This is a genomic window from Streptomyces lavendofoliae, from assembly GCF_014649735.1.
Classification (GTDB): domain Bacteria; phylum Actinomycetota; class Actinomycetes; order Streptomycetales; family Streptomycetaceae; genus Streptomyces; species Streptomyces lavendofoliae.
Map to the genome: position 1 here is coordinate 167742 of NZ_BMTP01000004.1, position 18207 is coordinate 185948.

Here is an 18207-nt window from a genome sequence, read left to right on the forward strand (position 1 = left end):
CCGGGCCGCCGTGTTTCCACGGCGGCGGCGCCCGGCCGGGGCGTCAGGTGGGGCGTGGGCCGTAGAAGCGGTCGGTGCGGTCGACCGCCGTCTCCAGGCGCTCGTCGAAGTCGTCCCGGACGAGCGTCCGGACCACGTAGTCCTGGACGCTCATCCCGCTGCGGGCGGCGTGGCGCCGGACCCGGTCGAGCAGCTCTCCGTCTATCCGCAGGCTGAGCACGGTCGATCCCATGGCGCCAGACTCGCCGCCCCGCCGCGCCCGCCGGGTCGCTTTCCGGCCCGCTTTCACTCGTACGGGTGACACCTGCCACTCCCCGCCCCCTCACTAGTATTTAGCCTGGGTAATGAGTTACGCTAAATACATGCCTGACCTCTCCCACGGTGAGCCCGCTGACGCAGCCGCCGTGAACGCCCTCCGCTCGGCCGTCATGCGGCTGGGCCGACGCCTGAAGCACCAGCGCGTCGACGAATCGCTGAGCCCCACCGAGATGTCGGTGCTCGGCACCCTCGCCCGCTGCGGTTCCGCCACCCCCGGTGAGCTGGCCCGCAAGGAGCACGTGCAGCCGCCGTCGATGACGCGCATCGTGGCGCTGCTGGAGGCCAAGGGACTGGTCCGGCTGGAGCCGCACCCCGAGGACCGCCGGCAGAAGGTCGTCAGCCAGACCGAGACGGCCGAGGCCATGCTCGAGGAGTCCCGCCGCAAGCGGAACGCCTGGCTCGCCACCCTCGCCGAGGGTCTGGACGAGGACGAGTGGGCAAAGCTGCGCGATGCCGCACCTGTGCTGGAGAAGCTCGCACACCTGTAAACAGTCACAGCAAGGAGGCGAACGCTTTTGAGTCCGGGACCCGGAGCACTCTCCGCACCCGCACACAACCCCGACGACACCCCCACCCGCACCGGGACCTTCTCCTCGCTCAAGGTCCGCAACTACCGGCTGTTCTTCACCGGTGCCATCGTCTCCAACACCGGCACGTGGATGGCCCGCATCACCCAGGACTGGCTGGTCCTCAGCCTCACGGGCTCCGCCGCCGCCGTCGGCATCACCACGGCGCTGCAGTTCCTGCCGATGCTGCTCCTCGGCCTGTACGGCGGGGTCATCGCCGACCGCTACCCCAAGCGCAACCTGCTGATGCTCAGCCAGGGCGCCCTCGGCCTGTGCGGTCTCGCCCTGGCCGTGCTCACCCTCTCCGGGCACGTGCAGGTCTGGCACGTCTACCTGATCGCGTTCCTGCTCGGCCTGGTGACGGTGGTCGACAACCCGGCCCGCCAGTCGTTCTACTCCGAGCTGGTCGGTCCCGCCCACGTCCGCAACGCCGTCAGCCTGAACTCGGCGAACTTCCAGTCGGCCCGCCTCGTCGGCCCCGCCGTCGCGGGCGCGCTGATCGCGTCGGTCGGCAGCGGCTACGCCTTCCTGGTCAACGGGCTGTCCTTCCTCGCCCCGCTCGTCTCCCTGATGCTCATGCGCACCGGTGAGCTGCACCAGGTGGAGCGGGCACCGCGCGGCAAGGGCCAGCTGCGCGAGGGGCTGCGGTACGTCGCCGGGCGCCCCGAACTGATCTGGCCGATCGCGCTCGTCGGCTTCGTCGGCACCTTCGGCTTCAACTTCCCGATCTGGCTGACCGCCTTCTCCGACGACGTCTTCCACGCCGGGGCGGGCACGTACGGCTTCCTCAACACCCTGATGGCCGTCGGCTCCCTCATCGGGGCCCTGCTCGCGGCCCGGCGCGGCACCTCGCGGCTGCGGCTGCTGGTCGGCGGCGCGGTCGCCTTCGGCGTACTGGAGATCGCGGCCGCCCTGTCGCCGTCGTTCTGGGTCTTCGCACTGCTGCTGGTCCCGATCGGCATGTTCGGCCTGACGGTCAACGTCACCGCCAACTCCTCGGTCCAGCTCGCCACCGACCCGGTCATGCGCGGCCGGGTGATGAGCCTCTACATGATGGTGTTCGTCGGCGGTACCCCGGTCGGCGCGCCCCTGCTGGGCTGGATCACCGACACGTACGGCGCCCGCGTCGGTTTCGCCACCGGTGGTGCCGTCTCGCTGGCCGCCGCCGTGGTGATCGGTCTGGTGCTGGGCCGGCTGGGCGGGCTGCGCCTGAAGGTGGAGATGCACGGCCGCCACCCGCACGTGCGGTTCGTGCCGCGCGAGCAGCTGGCCACGGCCGCCTAGCGGCACGACGGGAAGGGGCCCCGCCCGTACCGGGCAGGGGCCCCTCCGTCACCCTTCCGTGCACACCCGCCGCTCCAGGACCTGCACCGGCCGGTCGCCGTCCGTGAAGGACTCGACCGGCGTGAAGCCGTTGCGCGCGTAGTAGTCCACGAGCCGCCCCCCGCCGCCCGCGAAGCAGTCCACCCGCAGCAGCCGGACGCTCCGGCGCCGGGTCTCCTCGACCGCGTGCGCCAGCAGGGCACTGCCCACGCCCCGCCCGTGGAACCGCGCGCCGGTGGCCAGGAACCGCACGTACTGCTCCGGCTCACCGGCGGGGGCCACGCCGGGCCCGGGGAACGGCGTCATCAGCAGGGTCCCGGCCGGTACGCCGCCGATCTCGGCGATCCACGGCGAGCCCTCCGCGACCATCTCCCGCACCCGCTCCACCGCCCGGGGCCTCGACGACCACGGCTCGGTGCCCCACTGGGCGGTGTTGCCGCGCTCGTTCAGCCAGCCGACCGCGCTGTCCAGCACGCCGAGTATCGCGGGGACGTCCCCCGCCGCGGCCTTCCTGATCTCCACCGTGTCCACCGGCCGAGGATACGGCGCGCGTGGCCCATGCCAGACTCGCGGTATGAGGCTTTTCGCCGCCGTACTGCCGAGCCGTGCGGCCGTGGACGAGCTCGCCGCCGAGGTGGACCTGCTGCGCACCCTTCCGGGCGCCGGCGACCTGCGCTGGACGGGCCGCGCCGGCTGGCACTTCACGCTGGCGTTCATGGGGGACGTGGACGAGGCGCTGGTACCGGACCTGAGCACCCGGCTCGCCCGCGCCGCGCACCGCACCGGCCCCTTCGGCTTGCGCCTGCACGGTGGTGGCCGGTTCGGCCGGCGCGTGCTGTGGGCGGGCGCGGCCGGCGGGCTGGACGAGATGCGGCTGCTCGCCGACCGCGCGGACGCCGCCGCCCGCCGCGCCGGCGTCCCGATGGACGAGCACCGCCGGTACCAGGCCCACCTGACGGTGGCCCGCGGCCGCACGGACGCCGTGGACCTGCGGCCCTTCGTGGAGCGGCTCCGGGACTTCGAGGGCAGCCGCTGGGACGTGGCCGAGCTGGCGCTCGTCCGCAGCAACCTGCCGGGCGGGGGCGCCGCGGGCCGGGGACCGCGCTACGAGACGGTCGGGTCCTGGCCGCTGGGAGGGGCCAGCTAACCTCGGAGCGTGGACCCCAAGACGCGTAACCGGATCATGGCCGGTGTGCTGGTGCTGATGTTCGTGATCGTCGCCGTGGCGGCCGCGCTCGGCTGACGCCGGAGCGCGGCCGTCCGGTGACGCCGGTCACCAGGCGAAGGCCTCCGGGGACGGCCCCGTGCCCGGGAAGATCGCGTCCAGCTCCTTCAGGACCTCGTCCGACAGCTCCAGCTCCACCGCCCGCAGCGCGGAGTCGAGCTGCTCGGCGGTGCGCGGCCCGACGATCGGCCCCGTCACACCCGGCCGGGTGAGCAGCCAGGCCAGTGCCACCTCGCCAGGCTCCAGCCCGTGCTTGTCGAGGAGGTCCTCGTACGCCTGGATCTGGAGGCGTACGTCGGTGTCGGCGAGTGCGTCCGCCGAGCGTCCGCCGGTGCGGCGACCGCCCGTGGCCTCCTTCCTGATCACTCCGCCGAGCAGCCCGCCGTGCAGCGGCGACCAGGGGATCACGCCCAGGCCGTAGTCCCGCGCGGCGGGGATGACCTCCATCTCGGCGCGGCGCTCGGCCAGGTTGTAGAGGCACTGCTCGCTGACGAGCCCGACCATGCCGCGCCTGGCGGCGGTCTCGTTCGCCTGGGCGATCTTGTAACCGGGGAAGTTCGACGACCCGGCGTACAGGATCTTGCCCTGCTGGATCAGGACGTCGATGGCCTGCCAGATCTCCTCGAACGGCGTGTGCCGGTCGATGTGGTGGAACTGGTAGACGTCGATGTGGTCGGTGTTGAGCCGCTTGAGGCTGGCGTCGACGGCCCGCCGGATGTTCACGGCGGAGAGCTTGTCGTGGTTGGGCCAGACCGGCCCTTCGGCCGCCATGTTCCCGTACACCTTGGTGGCGAGCACGACCTTGTCCCGGTCGCCGCCCCGGGCGAACCAGGAGCCGATGATCTCCTCGGTGCGGCCCTTGTTCTCACCCCAGCCGTACACGTTGGCGGTGTCGAAGAAGTTGACGCCCGCGTCGATCGCGGCGTTCATGATGGCGTGACTGCCGGCTTCGTCGGTCTGGGGCCCGAAGTTCATCGTGCCGAGGACGAGTCGGCTGACCTTGAGTCCGGTGCGTCCGAGCTGCGTGTACTTCATGGTCGTACAGCCAACGCCTTGGAGCGCGCTCGAAGCAAGGGGGTTGGGGGCCCGGTGGGCGTCGGTCGCGGGGAAGCCGGAGGTGGTCCCGCTGCCGCGCGAGCGCACGCGGCAGCGCGTGGCGGCGATCCTCACGTCCCGCCCAGCCATCCCGCCGCGTCGAGCCGGAAGGCGTCGGCCGGGACGACGGTCCGCAGCGCGTCCTCCATGTCGCGGACGCGTTCCGGTCCGAGGGTGTGCGCCCAGTCGGCCCGCAGGCCGTCGAAGATCGCGGCCGACCGGGTGAGGGCGTCCAGGCCGTGCGGAGTGAGGCGGACCAACTTGCGGCGGGCGTCGGCGGGGTCGTCGGCGCGCTCCGCGTACCCGAGGGCGACGAGCCGGTCGACGGTCTTGCCGGCCGCCTGCTTGGACACCCCGAGCCGCCGCCCGATCTCGCTTGCGGTCGCCCCCGTCACGCCGATGGCCTGCATGGCGAACCCGTACGCGGGGCGCACGTCGGGGTGGCCCTGGCGGGCCAGCTCGGTGTGGAGCCGGTCGATGAGGGTGCGGAAGCCGGCGAAGAGGAGCAGCGGCAGCTCGTGTCCACGGCCACCACCCTTGCCCGAATCGACAACCTGGTTTACCTTCATTTCGTCAACCATGTTGTCCATCTTAGGAGCGGCCGTGTTCGCCGACCACACCCTGGAGACCGCCCCGCCCGCCGCCCGCCCGGTCATGGAGGCCGTCGCCCACCGCATGGGCGGCCATGTGCCGCCGGCCGTCGCGCGCATGGCGGCCTCACCGGAACTTCTGGAGGGCTTCATGACCCTCACGGCCATGTTCGACCGCACCACCCTGGACCCCGTCTCCCGCGAGACGGTGATCATGACGGTCGCCACACGCAACGGCTGCCAGGTGTGCGTCGACCTCCACACCCGCAAGCTCCGCGCCCTCGGCGCGGCCCCCGCCGTCGTCACCGCCCTCCGCGACGGCACCCCACTGCCCGACGAACGCCTCGACGCGGTACGGCGATTCGTCGACACCGTGTACGCCACGACCGGCGAGGTCGCCGACGAGGACCTCGCCGCCTTCCTCGCCCACGGCTACACGGAACGCAACGCCCTGGAGGTCGTCATGGGCATCGGCGCGTACACCATGTCGACCTTCGCCAACCGCCTCACGCGGGCCTAACCGGCGCGACGTTGTCGGCCATGCGGCGCAGCACCTTCAGCGCGGCGACGTACTCGTCGTCGGTGATGCCGGCGTGGATCCGCGCGCGGATACCGGTGACCAGCTCCTTGACGCGGGCCTTGGCGGCGCGGCCCTCGTCGGTGAGGTGCAGGCGCTCGTCGTCGCCGGTGCGCAGCCAGCCCCGGTGCAGCAGGTGGTCGACCGCGCGGGAGGCGTCGTGCGGGGTGTCCGTCACGTCGGCGAGCCCGGCCACGACCACCTCTCGGGTGACGTGGCCGCCGGCGTCGACCCGGTTGAGGGTCCACCACATGGGCTGGGTGACGTCGACGCGGGCCATGGCGTCGCGGATGTGGGTGATGACGGCCTTGTGCACGACGCCGCTCCAGTAGCCGATCGGCTGGGAGGCGAGTTCGGCGTCGGGGGCGGCGGGGTCGGCGGGCGCGGGAACGGTCGGTGTCGTCGTCATGGGACCGACCGTAGAACCTCCACCGCGATTGAGGTCAACGTCCTGGTGAGACCTTCGCGAACCGCCCCACGCGGACGTGGGGGTGAGACGCCGGCCCGGCTGTGGCGCTACCGGCTCCCCGCGTGACCCGGGGCCCGGCCGGAAGCCATGTCGCCGTCCAGGGCGCGGAGTTCGGCGGCGGCCTCCAGTTGGCGGGGGTTGTTCAGGCGGACCAGACCCTCGCGCGCGGCGGTCAGTGTCTCGCGCGCCTCCACGTGCCGGGCGAGGTGGCGCAGGGCGATCCCGAGGTCCAGCCGGGACGGCTCGCTCCAGGCGGGCATCCGCGCCGCCTCGAAGTGCGCCAGCGCGTAGCGCAGGGGGCCCTCCGCCTCGCTCCACCGGTGCAGGGCCACCAGGTCGTTGCCGATGTGCTGGCGGGTCGAGGCCAGGTAGAGACCGATCAGCTCCTCCGGCTTCCCCGGTATGCCGGCCCGGCAGATGGCCTCGCTGCGCCGGTGGATGACCAGGGCTTCGGCGGCGCGGCCGACCTGGCGCAGTTGCTGGCCGAGCGCGTTGAGGGCGCTGAGTTCGGCGAGGCGGCTCTGCGCGCAGCTCTGGCCGGCCAGGTGGGCGGCGGACTCCTGGAGCCGGGTGATGGCTTCGTCGGTCCGTCCGAGGCGGGTCAGTGCTCCTGCCGCATAGCCCAGGGCCCAGCCGACCTGGAGCTGGTCCCCCACCTCACGCGCCACGTCGAGGGCGGCTTCCGCCGTCGGGAGGGCGGCGGCCGGGTCGTGGACGCACTGGTTGTAGGCCCAGGCCAGGTAGTTGAGGTGGACCGCCTCGTCGCGCCTGCTGCCCAGAGCGCGGGCGGAGTCGACGGCACGCCGGAAGACCTCCGCCCACAGTTCCCAGTGCAGGGTGCGGTCGGAGAACCAGTGCATCGCCTCGGCCGCGTCGATGACCTCCTGGTGGCGTCCGGCCGCCTGCACCCGGCCCAGCGCGGCGAGCCACTGGGCCCGCTCGGCCTCCAGCCAGCCGTGGGCCTCCTCGTTGTCGCGGGGCGCGGTGGCCGGGTCGGGATCGTCGCCGGACGTGCCCCGGTGGTCGGCGTCGAAGCGCAGTGCGGCGGCGGTGGCCCGGCGGAGCATCCATCCGGCGGTCCGGTCCTCCGCGGCGGCGATGTCGGCGGGATCGTCCTCCTCCGCCAGCTGTTCGGCGGCGAACAGCGCGAGGAGGTCGTGGAAGCGGTACCGGTCGGCGGTCGGGTGGGGCTGGAGCAGCCCGGCGCCGGTGAGGGCGTCCAGGCACCGCGCCGCCCGGCGGACCGGCAGCCCGGCGAGCAGCGCCGCGGTCCGGGGGCTGAAGTCGGGGCCGGCGGCGAGCGAGGCACGGCGGAACACGGTGCGGGCCGGCGGGTCCAGTTGCCGGTACGAGAGGGCGAAAGCGGTCCGGACCCGGAGCGAGCCCGCCTCCAGTCCGTCCAGGCGGCTCTCGTACGCCGCGAGCTGGGTGACGAGCTTGCCGATGCGTTCGGCGGGCCTGGAGGCCAGGCGCTGCCCGGCGATCCGTACGGCCAGGGGCAGGTGGCCGCACAGGTGCGCCAGGTCGCGGGCCGCCTGGGCCTCCTCCCGGACCCGCTCCGGGCCGATGATGCGGCCGAGTAGTTCCACCGCTTCCTCGCGGCGCAGAAGCGCCAGGTCGGCGCGGTGCACCGATTCGAGGCCGGCCAGGCTGTTGCGGCTGGTGACCAGGGTGAGCGACGGGCCGTGGCCGGGCAGCAGGGGACGGACCTGGGCCTCGTCGGCGGCGTTGTCGAGGAGGATGAGCGCACGCCGGTCACGGAGCAAGGAACGCAGCAGGCCACAGCGGTCGTCGGTGCCGGCCGGGACGCTCCCGGCGGCGACCCCGAGGGCGTGCAGCAGCCGGGCGCAGGCGTCGCGCGGAGGGGTCGGCCGCGGGTCCATGCCGCGAAGGTCGACGGCGAACTGCCCGTCGGGGAAGTACGGCGCGAGGGCGTGCGCGGCGTGCACGGCGAAGGCGGTCTTGCCCAGACCCGGCTGCCCGGAGATCACGGCGACCGGCGGGTGGGCGGGGTCGAGCCGTTCGGCCAGCGCCCGCAGCCGGGCCAGGGCGGGAGCGCGGGCGGTGAAGTCGTGCAGGTCGCGGGGGAGCGCGAGCGTGTGTAACGGGGCCGGCCCGGTGTCCGTGCCGGTGGTCCGGGCGCCGTGCGGGGCGGCCGGCGCGGAGCGGGGTCTCGGGCGGCCGGGGCCGGCGGCCCGCTCCAACTCCCGTGCGCCCGCCGCATCCAGCCCCAGCGCGGCGGCCAGCGCCTCCACGGTGCGGCGCTGCGGCCCCCGGGACCGGCCGCGCTCCAGGTCCGACAGCGCCCGGACGCTCACCCCCGCGGCGTGCGCCAGTGCCTCCTGGCTGAGGCCGGCGGCCGTGCGCAGCGCGCGCAGCCGCCCGCCGAACCCGGCCTCGGCCGGTGTGCCGGTGCCCATGACTGTGTACCCCCCGGGGTCGGTGACGTCCGGCAGGCGGTCGAACCCACCGGCAGAAGTATGCAAGACGGTAATTCTGCCGGTGGAACCGCATGGTCCGCCCCATATCCACCCGTGTTGGCTTGGGGTGACCCGGGGCGCCGGCCGACCGACCACTTCGCGTGCCCCGACCACCGACACCGACCACCGGTCGCCGGAGCGCTTCCATCCGCGCCCCGGCGACCGCCTTCACGTGGGGAACACGGAACACGACATGCGTACAAGAAGCGCCCGCGCCATGACGGCCGACGCCCGGGGTCCGGTGCATCGCCCGGGACCTGTCCACCGGAACCGTCTGCTGCGCCTCCTGGCCCTTCCGGTCCTCTCGCTGCTGTTCCTGGCCGCGATGCTGCCCGCCCCGACGACCGCCGCGGCGGCCGCGGGGAGCAAGTACGGCGATGCCCGGCTGGACCAGTGGTCATGGCTGACGACGCACAACTCCTACGCCTACGTCGGTGCACTCCCGCCGCGGAACCAGTCGCGCAGCGTCGCCGAGCAGCTCGACGACGGGGTGCGCGGCTTGATGTTCGACACCTACGACAAGGTGCAGGGCCATCCGGAACCGGTGAGGGGGGTGATGCTCTGTCACTCCTCCATCGCCTGCTACGGCCTTTTCAAGGCAGAGTTCGCACGGGTCGTGGACTTCCTGAAGAAGAACCCGCAGGAGGTCGTGACCATCTTCCTGGAGAACTACGCGAGCCAGGAGACGCTGACCAAGGCCATCGCCCAGGTGCTGGAAGAGAAGAACGCGACCGATCTGCTGTTCCAGCCTTCGGAACAGGGCTTCAACATCGACAAGAGCAACTGGCCGCGCGTGCGCAACATGGTCGCCCGCAACGAGCGCCTGGTCATCTTCCAGGACAAGTGGGACTTCGACGTACCCGTCCAGTCGACCAAGGACGCGGGAGTCGAATACGGGCGCCTCATGTACACCTGGAACCGCACGGTCGAGACGACCTACGACTACGGCGGCGACAGGCCGAGTGGATGCGCGTCGCGGAACGGCAACAGCCTGGGCCTCCCGAAGATGCCGGGGACCAACCTGACCCCGCTGTTCACCATGAATCAGTTCGACTCCAGTGTGCTCAACCCGGAGAGCAAGTCCTTCGGCGACAACGGGCAGAGCCTCAAGAACCGTATCGACAGGGACTGCCGGCCCGTCGCCAAGCGTGACCCGAACTTCATCGCCGTCAACTTCCACCAGCACAGCGACACTCCCGGTGTCACCCCGCTGTCGGTGGTCGACGACCTGAACCGCAACACCGTCATCATCGACCCGCACCAGGCGCTCTGGACCGTCAGCCCCGGCAAGCAGTACGTCAGCACGATCGCCACCAACCGGTGCATGGTGCGCGGTGACGAGTTCGAGGACGGCCAGGGCGGCCTGGTCACCCAGCGCAACTGTGCCAACCCGGCGCCCAGCAGCCACCAGTGGACCGCCACCCCGCCGACGGGCTACGACGGGAAGGGCTTCCACTGGATCAAGGCCGGGAACGGTACCTGCCTCACCGTGCCCTACAACAACGGCACGCCGCCCGGCAACGACACCCAGTTGTTCTGGTGGCCCTGCGAGACCCGGTGGTTCTCGGGCAGCCAGTTGTGGAACGTCGTCCCGGCGAAGCAGCAAGGCGGGCCGCCCGCCTACTACTTCGTGAACCAGTGGACGGGGAAGTGCCTGACGCTGGACATCCCGACGAGTGCGGCCAAGGCCGGCAAGGTCACGCAGGCGGCATGCCCGAAACTGTGACGCCCCCCCCCCGCACATGGGTGATCACCCGGCCGGGGGCCGCGCGGAATGCGTCGGCCCCCGGTCGTAGATGGCCGTAGCCCTGGGGGCGGACCCCGTTCAGGCCGTGGACGGACGACCCGGCGGGGGCCCGCTGCCTAGCCTCGGCGGTATGAATCGACTGCCCCGCGGCGCTGCCGCCGCACTGCTCGGTCTGTCCCTCGCGCTGCTCGGTACGGGCGTCGCCTCCGCCGTCCCGGCCACACCGGTGGCCCCGGCCGCCGAAGCCGCCGAAAGCACCCGCGTACGCCTCCAACTGCCGGTTCCGACCGGCGCGTACGCGGTCGGACGAGACACCCTGCACCTGGTCGACCGCGGCCGCCCCGACCCCTGGGTGCCGGAGGCCCAGGCGCGCGAACTGATGGTGTCGATGTACTACCCGGCCCGGCCCGGCGGCGGCCGGACGGCCCCGTACATGACCAAGGGCGAGGCGCAGGCCTTCATCGACGACCGTGAACTGACCGACGCGGTGTCCGCCGCGACGCTCAGCGGCACCCGCACCCACGCCCGTCCGGCCGCCGCCCCCGTACGCGGGAGGTTCCCGCTCGTGGTGCTGTCACCCGGGTTCACCGTCAACCGCTCCACCCTGACCCTGCTCGCCGAGGAGCTGGCGAGCCAGGGGTACGTCGTCGCCGCCGTCGACCACGCCTTCGAGTCGGTCGGCACCGCCTTCCCCGGCGGGCGGCTCCTCACCTGCGTCGCCTGCGACAAGATCAAGCCGGGCGGGTACGGGGTCGTGCCCCAGGGCCGGGCGAAGGACGTGTCCTTCCTCCTCGACCGGCTCCTCGCCGACAAGCGTCCCGCCTGGCGGCACGCCCGCGTGATCGACCGCGAGCGGATCGGCATGGCCGGCCACTCCATCGGCGGCGCCTCCGCCGCGACGACCATGGCGAGTGACCAGCGCGTCCGCGCCGGGGCCAATATGGACGGCTCCTTCATGGAGCCGGTCCCCGCGGACGGCCTGGGCGGGCGCCCGTTCATGATGCTGGGCACGGGTGACGACGACCGCTCCTGGGTGCGTGACTGGCCGCTCCTGGACGGCTGGAAGCGCTGGATCAACGTCACCGGCGCGGAGCACTTCACCTTCACCGACGTGCCCGTCCTCGGTGACCAGCTCGGCCTGCTGCGCCCGGAGGAGCCCCTCAAGGGCAAGCGGTCGCAGGAGATCACGCGCGCGTACGTGACGGCCTTCTTTGACCTGCACCTGAAGGGTGTCGACCGGAAGCTACTGGACGGCCCGACCGCCCAGCACCCGGAGGTGGTCTTCCACAAGGAAGGCTGACCAGGCGGAGGGGGAGAGGGCGAGGGCGGGGCGGGTCACGTCCTCGGAGTCACGGACGTGGACGGTGTGGGGGGTGGAGGGCGATCTCGACGCGAGCGCCGCCCCGGCCCTCGACGTGGACGAGCCGGCTTCGTCTCTGCGCCGTCTCGAGCAGGATGAAAGGGCCGTCCGACCCGGCGTGATTCTGCCGGTCGCCCGGCATCACCTGTCCGGGCCTGTTGCACGAGACGGTCGGCCGCGCGGTGCGGTGAGGGCGGTCCGGCCACGACCGGCTCCGACTACGGGGCGTACGGCCCGCCCAGCCCCCACGCCTGGTGCATCGCCGTCGCGAAGGCGGCGGCGAGCTTGTGCTCGCCGGAGGGGCCGGGGTGCGTGCCGTCGTAGGTGTCGGTGGCGATGTCGTACGCCTCCGGCACCGAGGCGAGGAGCAGTGGGGAGCCCGGCGCGTCGAGGTCGGCCACGGCCTTGGCGAGCAGCTCGTTGAAGCGGGCGCACTCGGCGGCGAAGGGGGCGTCGTACTGGGCGCGGACGTTGGGGATCACGGGGAGCAGGACGGCCCGCACGTGCGGGTTCGCGGCCCGGGCCGCCGCGACGAAGGCGTGGACGTTCCCGGACGTCTGGGTGCTGTTGGTGTAGAAGCCGAGGTCTATCAGGCCCAGGGACACCAGCAGGACGTCCGCCTTCGACTCGGCGACCGCGTCGCCTATCAGCGGTGCCATGTGCAGCCAGCCCTCGCCCCAGCCGGAGAGGTGCCTGCGGGCGCTCGCCGGGAAGGCCGGGTCGGCGTACGCGTGCGAGACGGGGCCGTCGGCGGCGGCCTCGTACAGCTCCGTGCGCGGGCCGACGATCTCGTACGGGGCGGCGAGGGTCGCCTCCAGGTGCTGCCACATCCGGTAGCGCCAGGTGTAGTCGCCGGCGCGTCCGATGGTCATGGAGTCGCCGACGAACATGAAACGCATGGGGGCCATCATCGCCGACCCCGGCCGGGGTGCGCGATGTGACCATGGACACTGGGGGCATGCGTTCGTTGCGTACGACCCTGGGTGCGGCCCTCGCCGCGGTGGTGCTGTCCGCCGCCCCCGCCATGGCCGAAGGTGAGGACGACCGGTTCACCGTCGAGGACACCCGGATCACCGAGTCGAGCGGTCTCGCGGCGAGTCGCGCGCACCCGGGCGTCTACTGGACGCACAACGACCAGGACGGGCCACGCGTGTTCGCGGTGGACTCCCGGACCGGTGAGACGGTCGCCACGATCACCCTCCGGGGGATCGGCACCCCGCGCGACATGGAGGCCGTCTCGGTCGGCCCGGACGGCGCGGTGTACGTGGGGGACATCGGCGACAACCTGGACGGCTCCTGGGACCACGTGTGGATCTACCGCTTCCCCGAGCCGAAGCGGTTGCGCGACCAGGCCGTGGACGCCACCCAGTTCACGGTGAGGTACGCCGACGGGCCGCGGAACGCCGAGGCGTTGATGGTGCACCCCACGACCGGGCGGGTCTACATCGCGTCCAAGCACGAGGACGGCGGAGGTCTGTACGAGGGTCCCGCCCGGCTGAGCGCGGGCGGCCCGAACGTCTTCCGGCGGATCGGCGAGGTGCCGTGGGTCACGGACGGGGCGTTCTCGCCGGACGGCGACGAGCTGGTGCTGCGCGGGTACTTCAGTGCGCGGGCATACGCGTGGAAGGACGGGCGGCTCGGTGCCGAGAAGCGGCTGAACGCGCCGATCCAGCGGCAGTCGGAGTCGGTGACGTACACCGTGGACGGCTCGGCGCTGATGTACGGCTCGGAGGGCACCGGCAGCGAGGTCGTCCGGGTGCCCGTGGAGGGCGCGCGGCCCGCGCCGAGCGGCAGCGGTTCCCCCGCCCCGGGCGCGAGCGGCGTTACGCCGGGGACGCCGGGCGGAGGCGGTGACGGTGGCGACGGCAACGCCACGGTGGGCGCGCTGGTGCTGGCGGGCGCCGCCGCGCTGGTCCTGCTGTGGCGGCGGGCGCGGCGCCGGGGGTGAGGGCGGCATGGGGTCACGTCCCCGGCGCGGCCGTCCAGCCGGAGAAGTGCCGCACCACCTCCCGGGTGAACGCCCGGGCGGCGGGGGAGACCCACCGCTTGCCGTGCCGGGCCAGACGGACGGGCACGTCGGCGAACCCCGGCCCCGGCACCCGGGCCAGCCGCCCCTGCCGGAGCTGGTCCTCCACCGTCGTGAGCGGCAGCAGGGTCAGCCCGAGGCCGGCGGCCACACAGCCGCGCGCCGCGTCCACGCTGCCGAACAGGGTCAGCCGCGGCCGGACGCCGGGCACCGCGAGCAGCCGGGCCTCCAGCTCGTCGCTGTAGGAGCAGCCCTGCTGGCCACGCTCACCAGCGTCCCGACCCGCAGCAGGCCTGCCGGGAGCGCCGAGCTGGACGCCACCCTCGCCGCTCTGGGCTGGTCCGCCGCCGACCTGGACCCGGAGCTTCCGCCGCATGTGGCCTTCGGCGGCAACGACCACCTGGTGCTGGCCGCCGGGTCACGGGGCGCCTGGCCGACCTGGACTACGACTTCGACGCCCTGGCCGCGGTGATGCGGGAGCACGGGTGGACGACGGTGAACCTGGTGCGGCGGGAGTCGCCGGAGCGGTTCCACGCCCGCAACCCCTTCCCCGTCGGCGGCGTCGTGGAGGACCCGGCCACCGGAGCGGCCGCCGCCGCGCTCGGCGGCTACCTCCGCACGCTGGGCCTGGTGGACCGGCCCGCGACGATCGCGATCCGCCAGGGCGAGGACATGGGCCGCCCGAGCGACCTGCTGATCGAGGTGTCCCCGCAGGACGAGCGCACGCGGGTGACGGGACGGGCAGTGCCGATCGCCTGGACGGGCCGGTCGCCCGGACGGGCCGATCGCCTGGACGGGCCGGTCGCCTGGACGGGCCGGTCACCGCCCCGGCCGGTCACCGCCCCGGCCGGTCACCGCTCGGCGGGCTTCCGCCCGGCGGCTTCCGCCACCATCGCCTCGAAGCCGCCCATCAGGGCCCGCAGGCCGAACTCGAAGTGGTCGAACTCGGAGGAGAAGGCGTCCGGGGAGAGCGCCGCCATCATGGGGTAGTCGCCGGTGTCCATGGCGCGGACGAGAAAGGGCTCCTGCCGGGTCCAGAACTCCTCGTCGCTCACTCCGGTCTCCTTGGCCGCCTCGACCGTCTCTGCCTCCATGCGCACGATCCCGGTGACGAAGCTCTGGACGGCGATGATCACGGAGATGAGTTCCGGATCGGTGAGGCCCATGCCCTTCAGGCCCGTCAGGGCGAGTTCCAGGCCGCGCAGGGCGCTGGGGCCGAGGACCGTGCGGGTCTGGTTGACCTTGAGCAGCCAGGGGTGGCGGCGGTAGAGGTCCAGTTCGGCGCGGGCCAGCGCGTCGACGGCGGCGTGCCAGTCGCAGGGCTCGGCCGGCTGGAGGTCGAGCATCAGGCCCCGTACACGGTCGAGCATCAGGTCCAGCAGCTCCGCCTTGCCGGGGACGTACCGGTAGAGCGACATCGTGCCGACGCCCAGGTCGGCGGAGAGCCGCCGCATCGAGACGGCGTCCAGGCCCTCCGCGTCGGCGACCGCCACGGCGGCGGTGACGATCCGGTCCACGGTCAGGCCGCGCTTGGGGCCCCGGGAGGGGGGTTCGCCGGTGCCCCAGAGCAGTTCCAGGCTGCGGATGATGTCGCCGCTCCCGCTCGTCGCCGTCGTGCTGTCCCTGGTCATGGGGCCAGCGTAAATCACTGGACGAAAACTGAGTACGCTGTACGCTCACTTGGGTACGGTGTACTCAGTTGTAGTGGGAGGGCGTCATGGACGACTGGGCGGTACGGGCCGAGGGCCTGGAGAAGCGGTACGGGGAGAAGCGGGCACTGGACGGATTCGACCTCGCCGTGCGGCCCGGCACGGTCCACGGCCTCCTCGGCCCCAACGGGGCGGGCAAGACCACCGCCGTCCGTGTGCTGGCCACGCTGCGCCGCTTCGACGGCGGCCGCGCCGAGGTCGCCGGGGTCGATGTGGCCCGCGACCCCCGCCGCGTGCGGGCCCTGATCGGCCTCACCGGCCAGTACGCGGCCGTGGACGAGATCCTGACCGGCCGGCAGAACCTGGAGATGTTCGGCCGGCTGTTCCACCTCGGCGGGCGCCGGGCCCGCTCGCGCGCCGCCGAGCTGCTGGAGCGGTTCGGGCTGACGGAGGCCGCCGACAAGGGCGTCGAGGGGTACAGCGGCGGCATGCGGCGCCGCCTGGACCTGGCCGCCTCGATGATCCTCGCGCCCCGCGTGCTGTTCCTGGACGAGCCGACGACCGGTCTGGACCCGCGCGGACGCGGCGAGGTGTGGGACGCGGTGCGGGACCTGGTGGCGGGCGGGACGACGGTCCTGCTGACCACGCAGTACCTGGAGGAGGCCGACAAGCTGGCCTCCCGGGTCACCGTCATCGACCGGGGCCGCGCCATCGCCGACGACACCCCCGAGGCGCTGAAGGACCGGGTCGGCGGCGACCGCATCGAGGTCGTCGCCGCCGCCCCCGCCGACCTGCCGCGCGTGGCCAAGACCGTCGCCCGGGTGTGCCACGGCGAGCCGCACGTGGACGAGCAGGAGCGGCGCGTCCACGCACCGGTCGCCGACCGGGTCGTGGCACTCACCGAGGTCGCCAGGACCCTCCAGGACGAGGGGGTGCAGGTCGAGGACATCGGACTGCGCAGACCGAGCCTCGACGACGTGTTCCTGCGCCTGACCGGCCACGCGGCCGACGAGGCGAACAAGGAAGGAGCGGCCGCATGACCACCACCTCGCTGGAGCCCCCCGCCGGGCGCGGACGGGCCTACTGGGCGCTCGCCGACTGCTGGAACGTGGTGCGCCGGACGCTCACCCACTACCGGGGCAAGCCCGTCTACATCGCCTGGCAGCTCGGCTTCCCGATCCTGTCGGTGCTGCTCTACGGGTACGTCTTCGGCGGCGCGATGAAGCCGCCGGGCGGCGGCGGGGCGGACGCCTACCGGGACTTCCTGATGCCTGGCATGTTCGTGATGACGATGGCCTTCGGGTTCATCAACACCGCGACCGCCGTGGTCACCGACGCCAACAAGGGCGTCATCGACCGCTTCCGCTCCATGCCGATGGCCCCCTCCGCGGTGGTCACCGGGCGGGGCGTCACCGACGTGATCATCGCCTGCGCCGAGCTGGCCATCCTCGCGGGGACCGCGTTCGTGATGGGCTGGCGCTCGGACGGGGGCTTCCTCGGCACCGTGGCGGCCTTCGGCCTGCTGCTCCTGCTCCGCTACTGCCTGACCTGGGTCGGCATCTGGCTCGGGCTGCTGGTCCCGGACCCGGAGGCGGCGGGCGGGCTGTTCGCGGTCGCCTTCCCGCTGACCATGATCTCCAGCGTGTTCGTCCAGCCGGGCACGATGCCCGACTGGCTGGGCACCGTCGCCGCCTGGAACCCGATCTCGTCCACGGCGGCGGCGACCCGCGAGCTGTTCGGCAACCCCGGCGCCGGGGGCGGGAGCTGGGTCGAGCAGCACGCCCTGCTGATGGCGGTGGTGTGGCCCGTGGTGATCACGGCGGTCTTCCTGCCGCTCGCGGTACGGCGCTTCCAGCGGCTGAGCCGGTAGTACGCGGCGGAGAGCGCGGCCGGTCGTCCACGGCGAGGGCGGCCGATGGTACCCGGCGGAGGGTGGGCCCGCGGAGGGGGTGCGGGCCCACCCGGTCACCGGGAGGGCCTACTTCGGGCACTCCGTCCAGGCCAGGCGGTAGACCGTCTTGATGTCCCCGTCCGTGGAGTCCATGGCGATGAAGCTGTTGGTCCTCGCCGGGTCCGAGGTGCCCGCGCTCACCCGCAGCTCGGTGTTGATGTTGAAGTTGCGCTTGGCGCCGCAGGGCGCCCAGACCAGCTGGCCCCAGTCCGTCTGGTCGGTGGCCTGCCAGTTGTTGTCGTAAGGGCCCCTGTACGGGTGGCTCTTCTGGGCCGTGTCGGGTGAGCCCTGGAAGTAGTAGGACGCCTTCTGCACGGCGGTGGCGCCCGGTTCCAGCTTGGCGTAGCCGCGGTAGTCGGCGCTCGCGACGGCGTAGGTGAAGCCGCCCGGGACGTGAACGATCAGGTTGAGCTGGCAGTTCTTGCGGAAGTCGGTGGGCTTGGCGCCCACGCCCACCTGGGCCAGGTACTCGCTGTACGTCACGGTGAAGGCCGTGTTGTCCGGGGCCACGGCGACGGCGGCCGTGCCCTGGGGGCAGCCCGAGCCGTTGACGGTCGCGATCTCGATGACGATCTTGTCGGGCGGGGCGACGATGCCCGCCGCCGCCGGGGCCGGGGTGAGGGCGGTCGCCGCGAGGGCCGTGGAGAGGGCCGCGCCGGCGAGCAGGGCTCGGGGTCTTCTGGACATGGGTCTCCGCTCGGTTGCCGGTCGAAGTGGGGGGTCCAACCGTGGATGTTGTGCACATGTCAACCACATCCGGTGGCGGTGCCTCCGGAGTGCTACGGATGGTAGGGACCGGCGGGGGCGCCCGATAGGGCGGTTATCGGCCGC

19 protein-coding genes and 2 pseudogenes are annotated in these 18207 nt (G+C 72.8%); 10 read left to right on the top strand and 11 right to left on the bottom strand.

Features of this window, described 5'->3' with window-relative positions; translation table 11 throughout:
- Positions 1 to 43: 43 nt before the first annotated feature.
- Positions 44 to 232, bottom strand: coding sequence for a ribbon-helix-helix protein, CopG family (locus IE109_RS09245; protein ID WP_189550294.1), 189 nt, complete (start codon positions 230 to 232; stop codon positions 44 to 46).
- 130 nt (positions 233 to 362) lie between these two features.
- Here IE109_RS09245 and IE109_RS09250 point away from each other — a divergent pair, with 130 nt between their 5' ends.
- Entirely contained in the window at positions 363 to 806 is a 444-nt protein-coding gene (locus IE109_RS09250) for a MarR family winged helix-turn-helix transcriptional regulator (RefSeq protein ID WP_189550295.1), read from the top strand.
- Positions 807 to 833: 27 nt separating this feature from the next.
- On the top strand, positions 834 to 2168 hold the full coding sequence (locus IE109_RS09255; RefSeq protein ID WP_189550296.1) for an MFS transporter: 1335 nt from the start codon (positions 834 to 836) through the stop codon (positions 2166 to 2168).
- 48 nt (positions 2169 to 2216) lie between these two features.
- On the opposite strand, the gene IE109_RS09260 is transcribed toward IE109_RS09255, so the two are convergent.
- Entirely contained in the window at positions 2217 to 2738 is a 522-nt protein-coding gene (locus tag IE109_RS09260; RefSeq protein ID WP_373297671.1) for a GNAT family N-acetyltransferase, read from the bottom strand.
- A 43-nt stretch (positions 2739 to 2781) separates the two neighbouring features.
- Between IE109_RS09260 and thpR the strand changes: the two genes are divergently transcribed.
- Entirely contained in the window at positions 2782 to 3354 is a 573-nt protein-coding gene (gene thpR, locus IE109_RS09265) for an RNA 2',3'-cyclic phosphodiesterase (protein ID WP_189550297.1), read from the top strand.
- A 126-nt stretch (positions 3355 to 3480) separates the two neighbouring features.
- Here the strand turns inward: thpR and IE109_RS09270 are convergent, their stop codons facing one another.
- Positions 3481 to 4467 (bottom strand): aldo/keto reductase, encoded by a 987-nt coding sequence (locus IE109_RS09270; RefSeq protein ID WP_189550298.1) that lies wholly within the window; start codon positions 4465 to 4467, stop codon positions 3481 to 3483.
- Between the two features lie 131 nt (positions 4468 to 4598).
- Positions 4599 to 5108, bottom strand: coding sequence for a MarR family winged helix-turn-helix transcriptional regulator (locus IE109_RS09275; RefSeq protein ID WP_229890806.1), 510 nt, complete (start codon positions 5106 to 5108; stop codon positions 4599 to 4601).
- A gap of 73 nt (positions 5109 to 5181) precedes the next feature.
- Here IE109_RS09275 and IE109_RS09280 point away from each other — a divergent pair, with 73 nt between their 5' ends.
- A complete protein-coding gene (locus tag IE109_RS09280) occupies positions 5182 to 5637 on the top strand; it encodes a carboxymuconolactone decarboxylase family protein (RefSeq protein ID WP_373297678.1) in 456 nt (151 codons plus the stop codon).
- Here the strand turns inward: IE109_RS09280 and IE109_RS09285 are convergent.
- Both IE109_RS09285 and IE109_RS09290 read right to left on the bottom strand, forming a co-directional pair.
- The gene (locus IE109_RS09285) at positions 5624 to 6103 is read right to left on the bottom strand and encodes a MarR family winged helix-turn-helix transcriptional regulator (protein ID WP_189550300.1); all 480 of its coding nucleotides are present in this window, start codon (positions 6101 to 6103) and stop codon (positions 5624 to 5626) included. The two genes, IE109_RS09280 and IE109_RS09285, sit on opposite strands and share 14 nt — an antisense overlap.
- 107 nt (positions 6104 to 6210) lie before the next feature.
- Positions 6211 to 8583 (bottom strand): ATP-binding protein, encoded by a 2373-nt coding sequence (locus tag IE109_RS09290; RefSeq protein WP_189550564.1) that lies wholly within the window; start codon positions 8581 to 8583, stop codon positions 6211 to 6213.
- A gap of 253 nt (positions 8584 to 8836) precedes the next feature.
- On the opposite strand from IE109_RS09290, the gene IE109_RS09295 reads away from it, so the two are divergent.
- Together IE109_RS09295 and IE109_RS09300 are read left to right on the top strand one after the other, a co-directional pair.
- Positions 8837 to 10369 (top strand): phosphatidylinositol-specific phospholipase C domain-containing protein, encoded by a 1533-nt coding sequence (locus IE109_RS09295; protein WP_189550301.1) that lies wholly within the window; start codon positions 8837 to 8839, stop codon positions 10367 to 10369.
- A 151-nt stretch (positions 10370 to 10520) separates the two neighbouring features.
- Complete coding sequence (locus tag IE109_RS09300) at positions 10521 to 11690, top strand: alpha/beta hydrolase family protein (RefSeq protein ID WP_189550302.1); 1170 nt, start codon at positions 10521 to 10523, stop codon at positions 11688 to 11690.
- Here the strand turns inward: IE109_RS09300 and IE109_RS09305 are convergent.
- Entirely contained in the window at positions 11634 to 11873 is a 240-nt protein-coding gene (locus tag IE109_RS09305; protein ID WP_189550565.1) for a DUF397 domain-containing protein, read from the bottom strand. The genes IE109_RS09300 and IE109_RS09305 overlap by 57 nt on opposite strands.
- Before the next feature lie 95 nt (positions 11874 to 11968).
- Positions 11969 to 12649 (bottom strand): GDSL-type esterase/lipase family protein, encoded by a 681-nt coding sequence (locus tag IE109_RS09310; RefSeq protein WP_189550303.1) that lies wholly within the window; start codon positions 12647 to 12649, stop codon positions 11969 to 11971.
- A 59-nt stretch (positions 12650 to 12708) separates the two neighbouring features.
- Here IE109_RS09310 and IE109_RS09315 point away from each other — a divergent pair, with 59 nt between their 5' ends.
- Positions 12709 to 13698 carry a WD40 repeat domain-containing protein gene (locus IE109_RS09315; protein ID WP_189550304.1) on the top strand — a complete coding sequence of 330 codons (990 nt, stop codon included), beginning with the start codon at positions 12709 to 12711 and terminating at the stop codon, positions 13696 to 13698.
- 13 nt (positions 13699 to 13711) lie between these two features.
- Here IE109_RS09315 and IE109_RS09320 read toward each other — a convergent pair.
- Positions 13712 to 14080, bottom strand: a pseudogene (locus tag IE109_RS09320) (LysR substrate-binding domain-containing protein); the annotation flags it as partial.
- Between IE109_RS09320 and IE109_RS09325 the strand changes: the two are divergent.
- Positions 14027 to 14529, top strand: a pseudogene (locus tag IE109_RS09325) (PhzF family phenazine biosynthesis protein); the annotation flags it as partial. The pseudogenes IE109_RS09320 and IE109_RS09325 sit on opposite strands and share 54 nt — an antisense overlap.
- Before the next feature lie 98 nt (positions 14530 to 14627).
- Here IE109_RS09325 and IE109_RS09330 read toward each other — a convergent pair.
- Positions 14628 to 15407, bottom strand: coding sequence for a TetR/AcrR family transcriptional regulator (locus IE109_RS09330; RefSeq protein WP_189550305.1), 780 nt, complete (start codon positions 15405 to 15407; stop codon positions 14628 to 14630).
- Between the two features lie 86 nt (positions 15408 to 15493).
- Between IE109_RS09330 and IE109_RS09335 the strand changes: the two genes are divergently transcribed.
- Together IE109_RS09335 and IE109_RS09340 are read left to right on the top strand one after the other, a co-directional pair.
- On the top strand, positions 15494 to 16465 hold the full coding sequence (locus tag IE109_RS09335) for an ATP-binding cassette domain-containing protein (RefSeq protein WP_189550306.1): 972 nt from the start codon (positions 15494 to 15496) through the stop codon (positions 16463 to 16465).
- The gene (locus IE109_RS09340; RefSeq protein WP_189550307.1) at positions 16462 to 17295 is read left to right on the top strand and encodes an ABC transporter permease; all 834 of its coding nucleotides are present in this window, start codon (positions 16462 to 16464) and stop codon (positions 17293 to 17295) included. Before IE109_RS09335 ends, IE109_RS09340 begins: the two co-directional genes overlap by 4 nt.
- 108 nt (positions 17296 to 17403) lie before the next feature.
- On the opposite strand, the gene IE109_RS09345 is transcribed toward IE109_RS09340, so the two are convergent.
- Positions 17404 to 18063 (bottom strand): DUF4360 domain-containing protein, encoded by a 660-nt coding sequence (locus tag IE109_RS09345; protein ID WP_189550308.1) that lies wholly within the window; start codon positions 18061 to 18063, stop codon positions 17404 to 17406.
- Between the last annotated feature and the right edge of the window lie 144 nt (positions 18064 to 18207).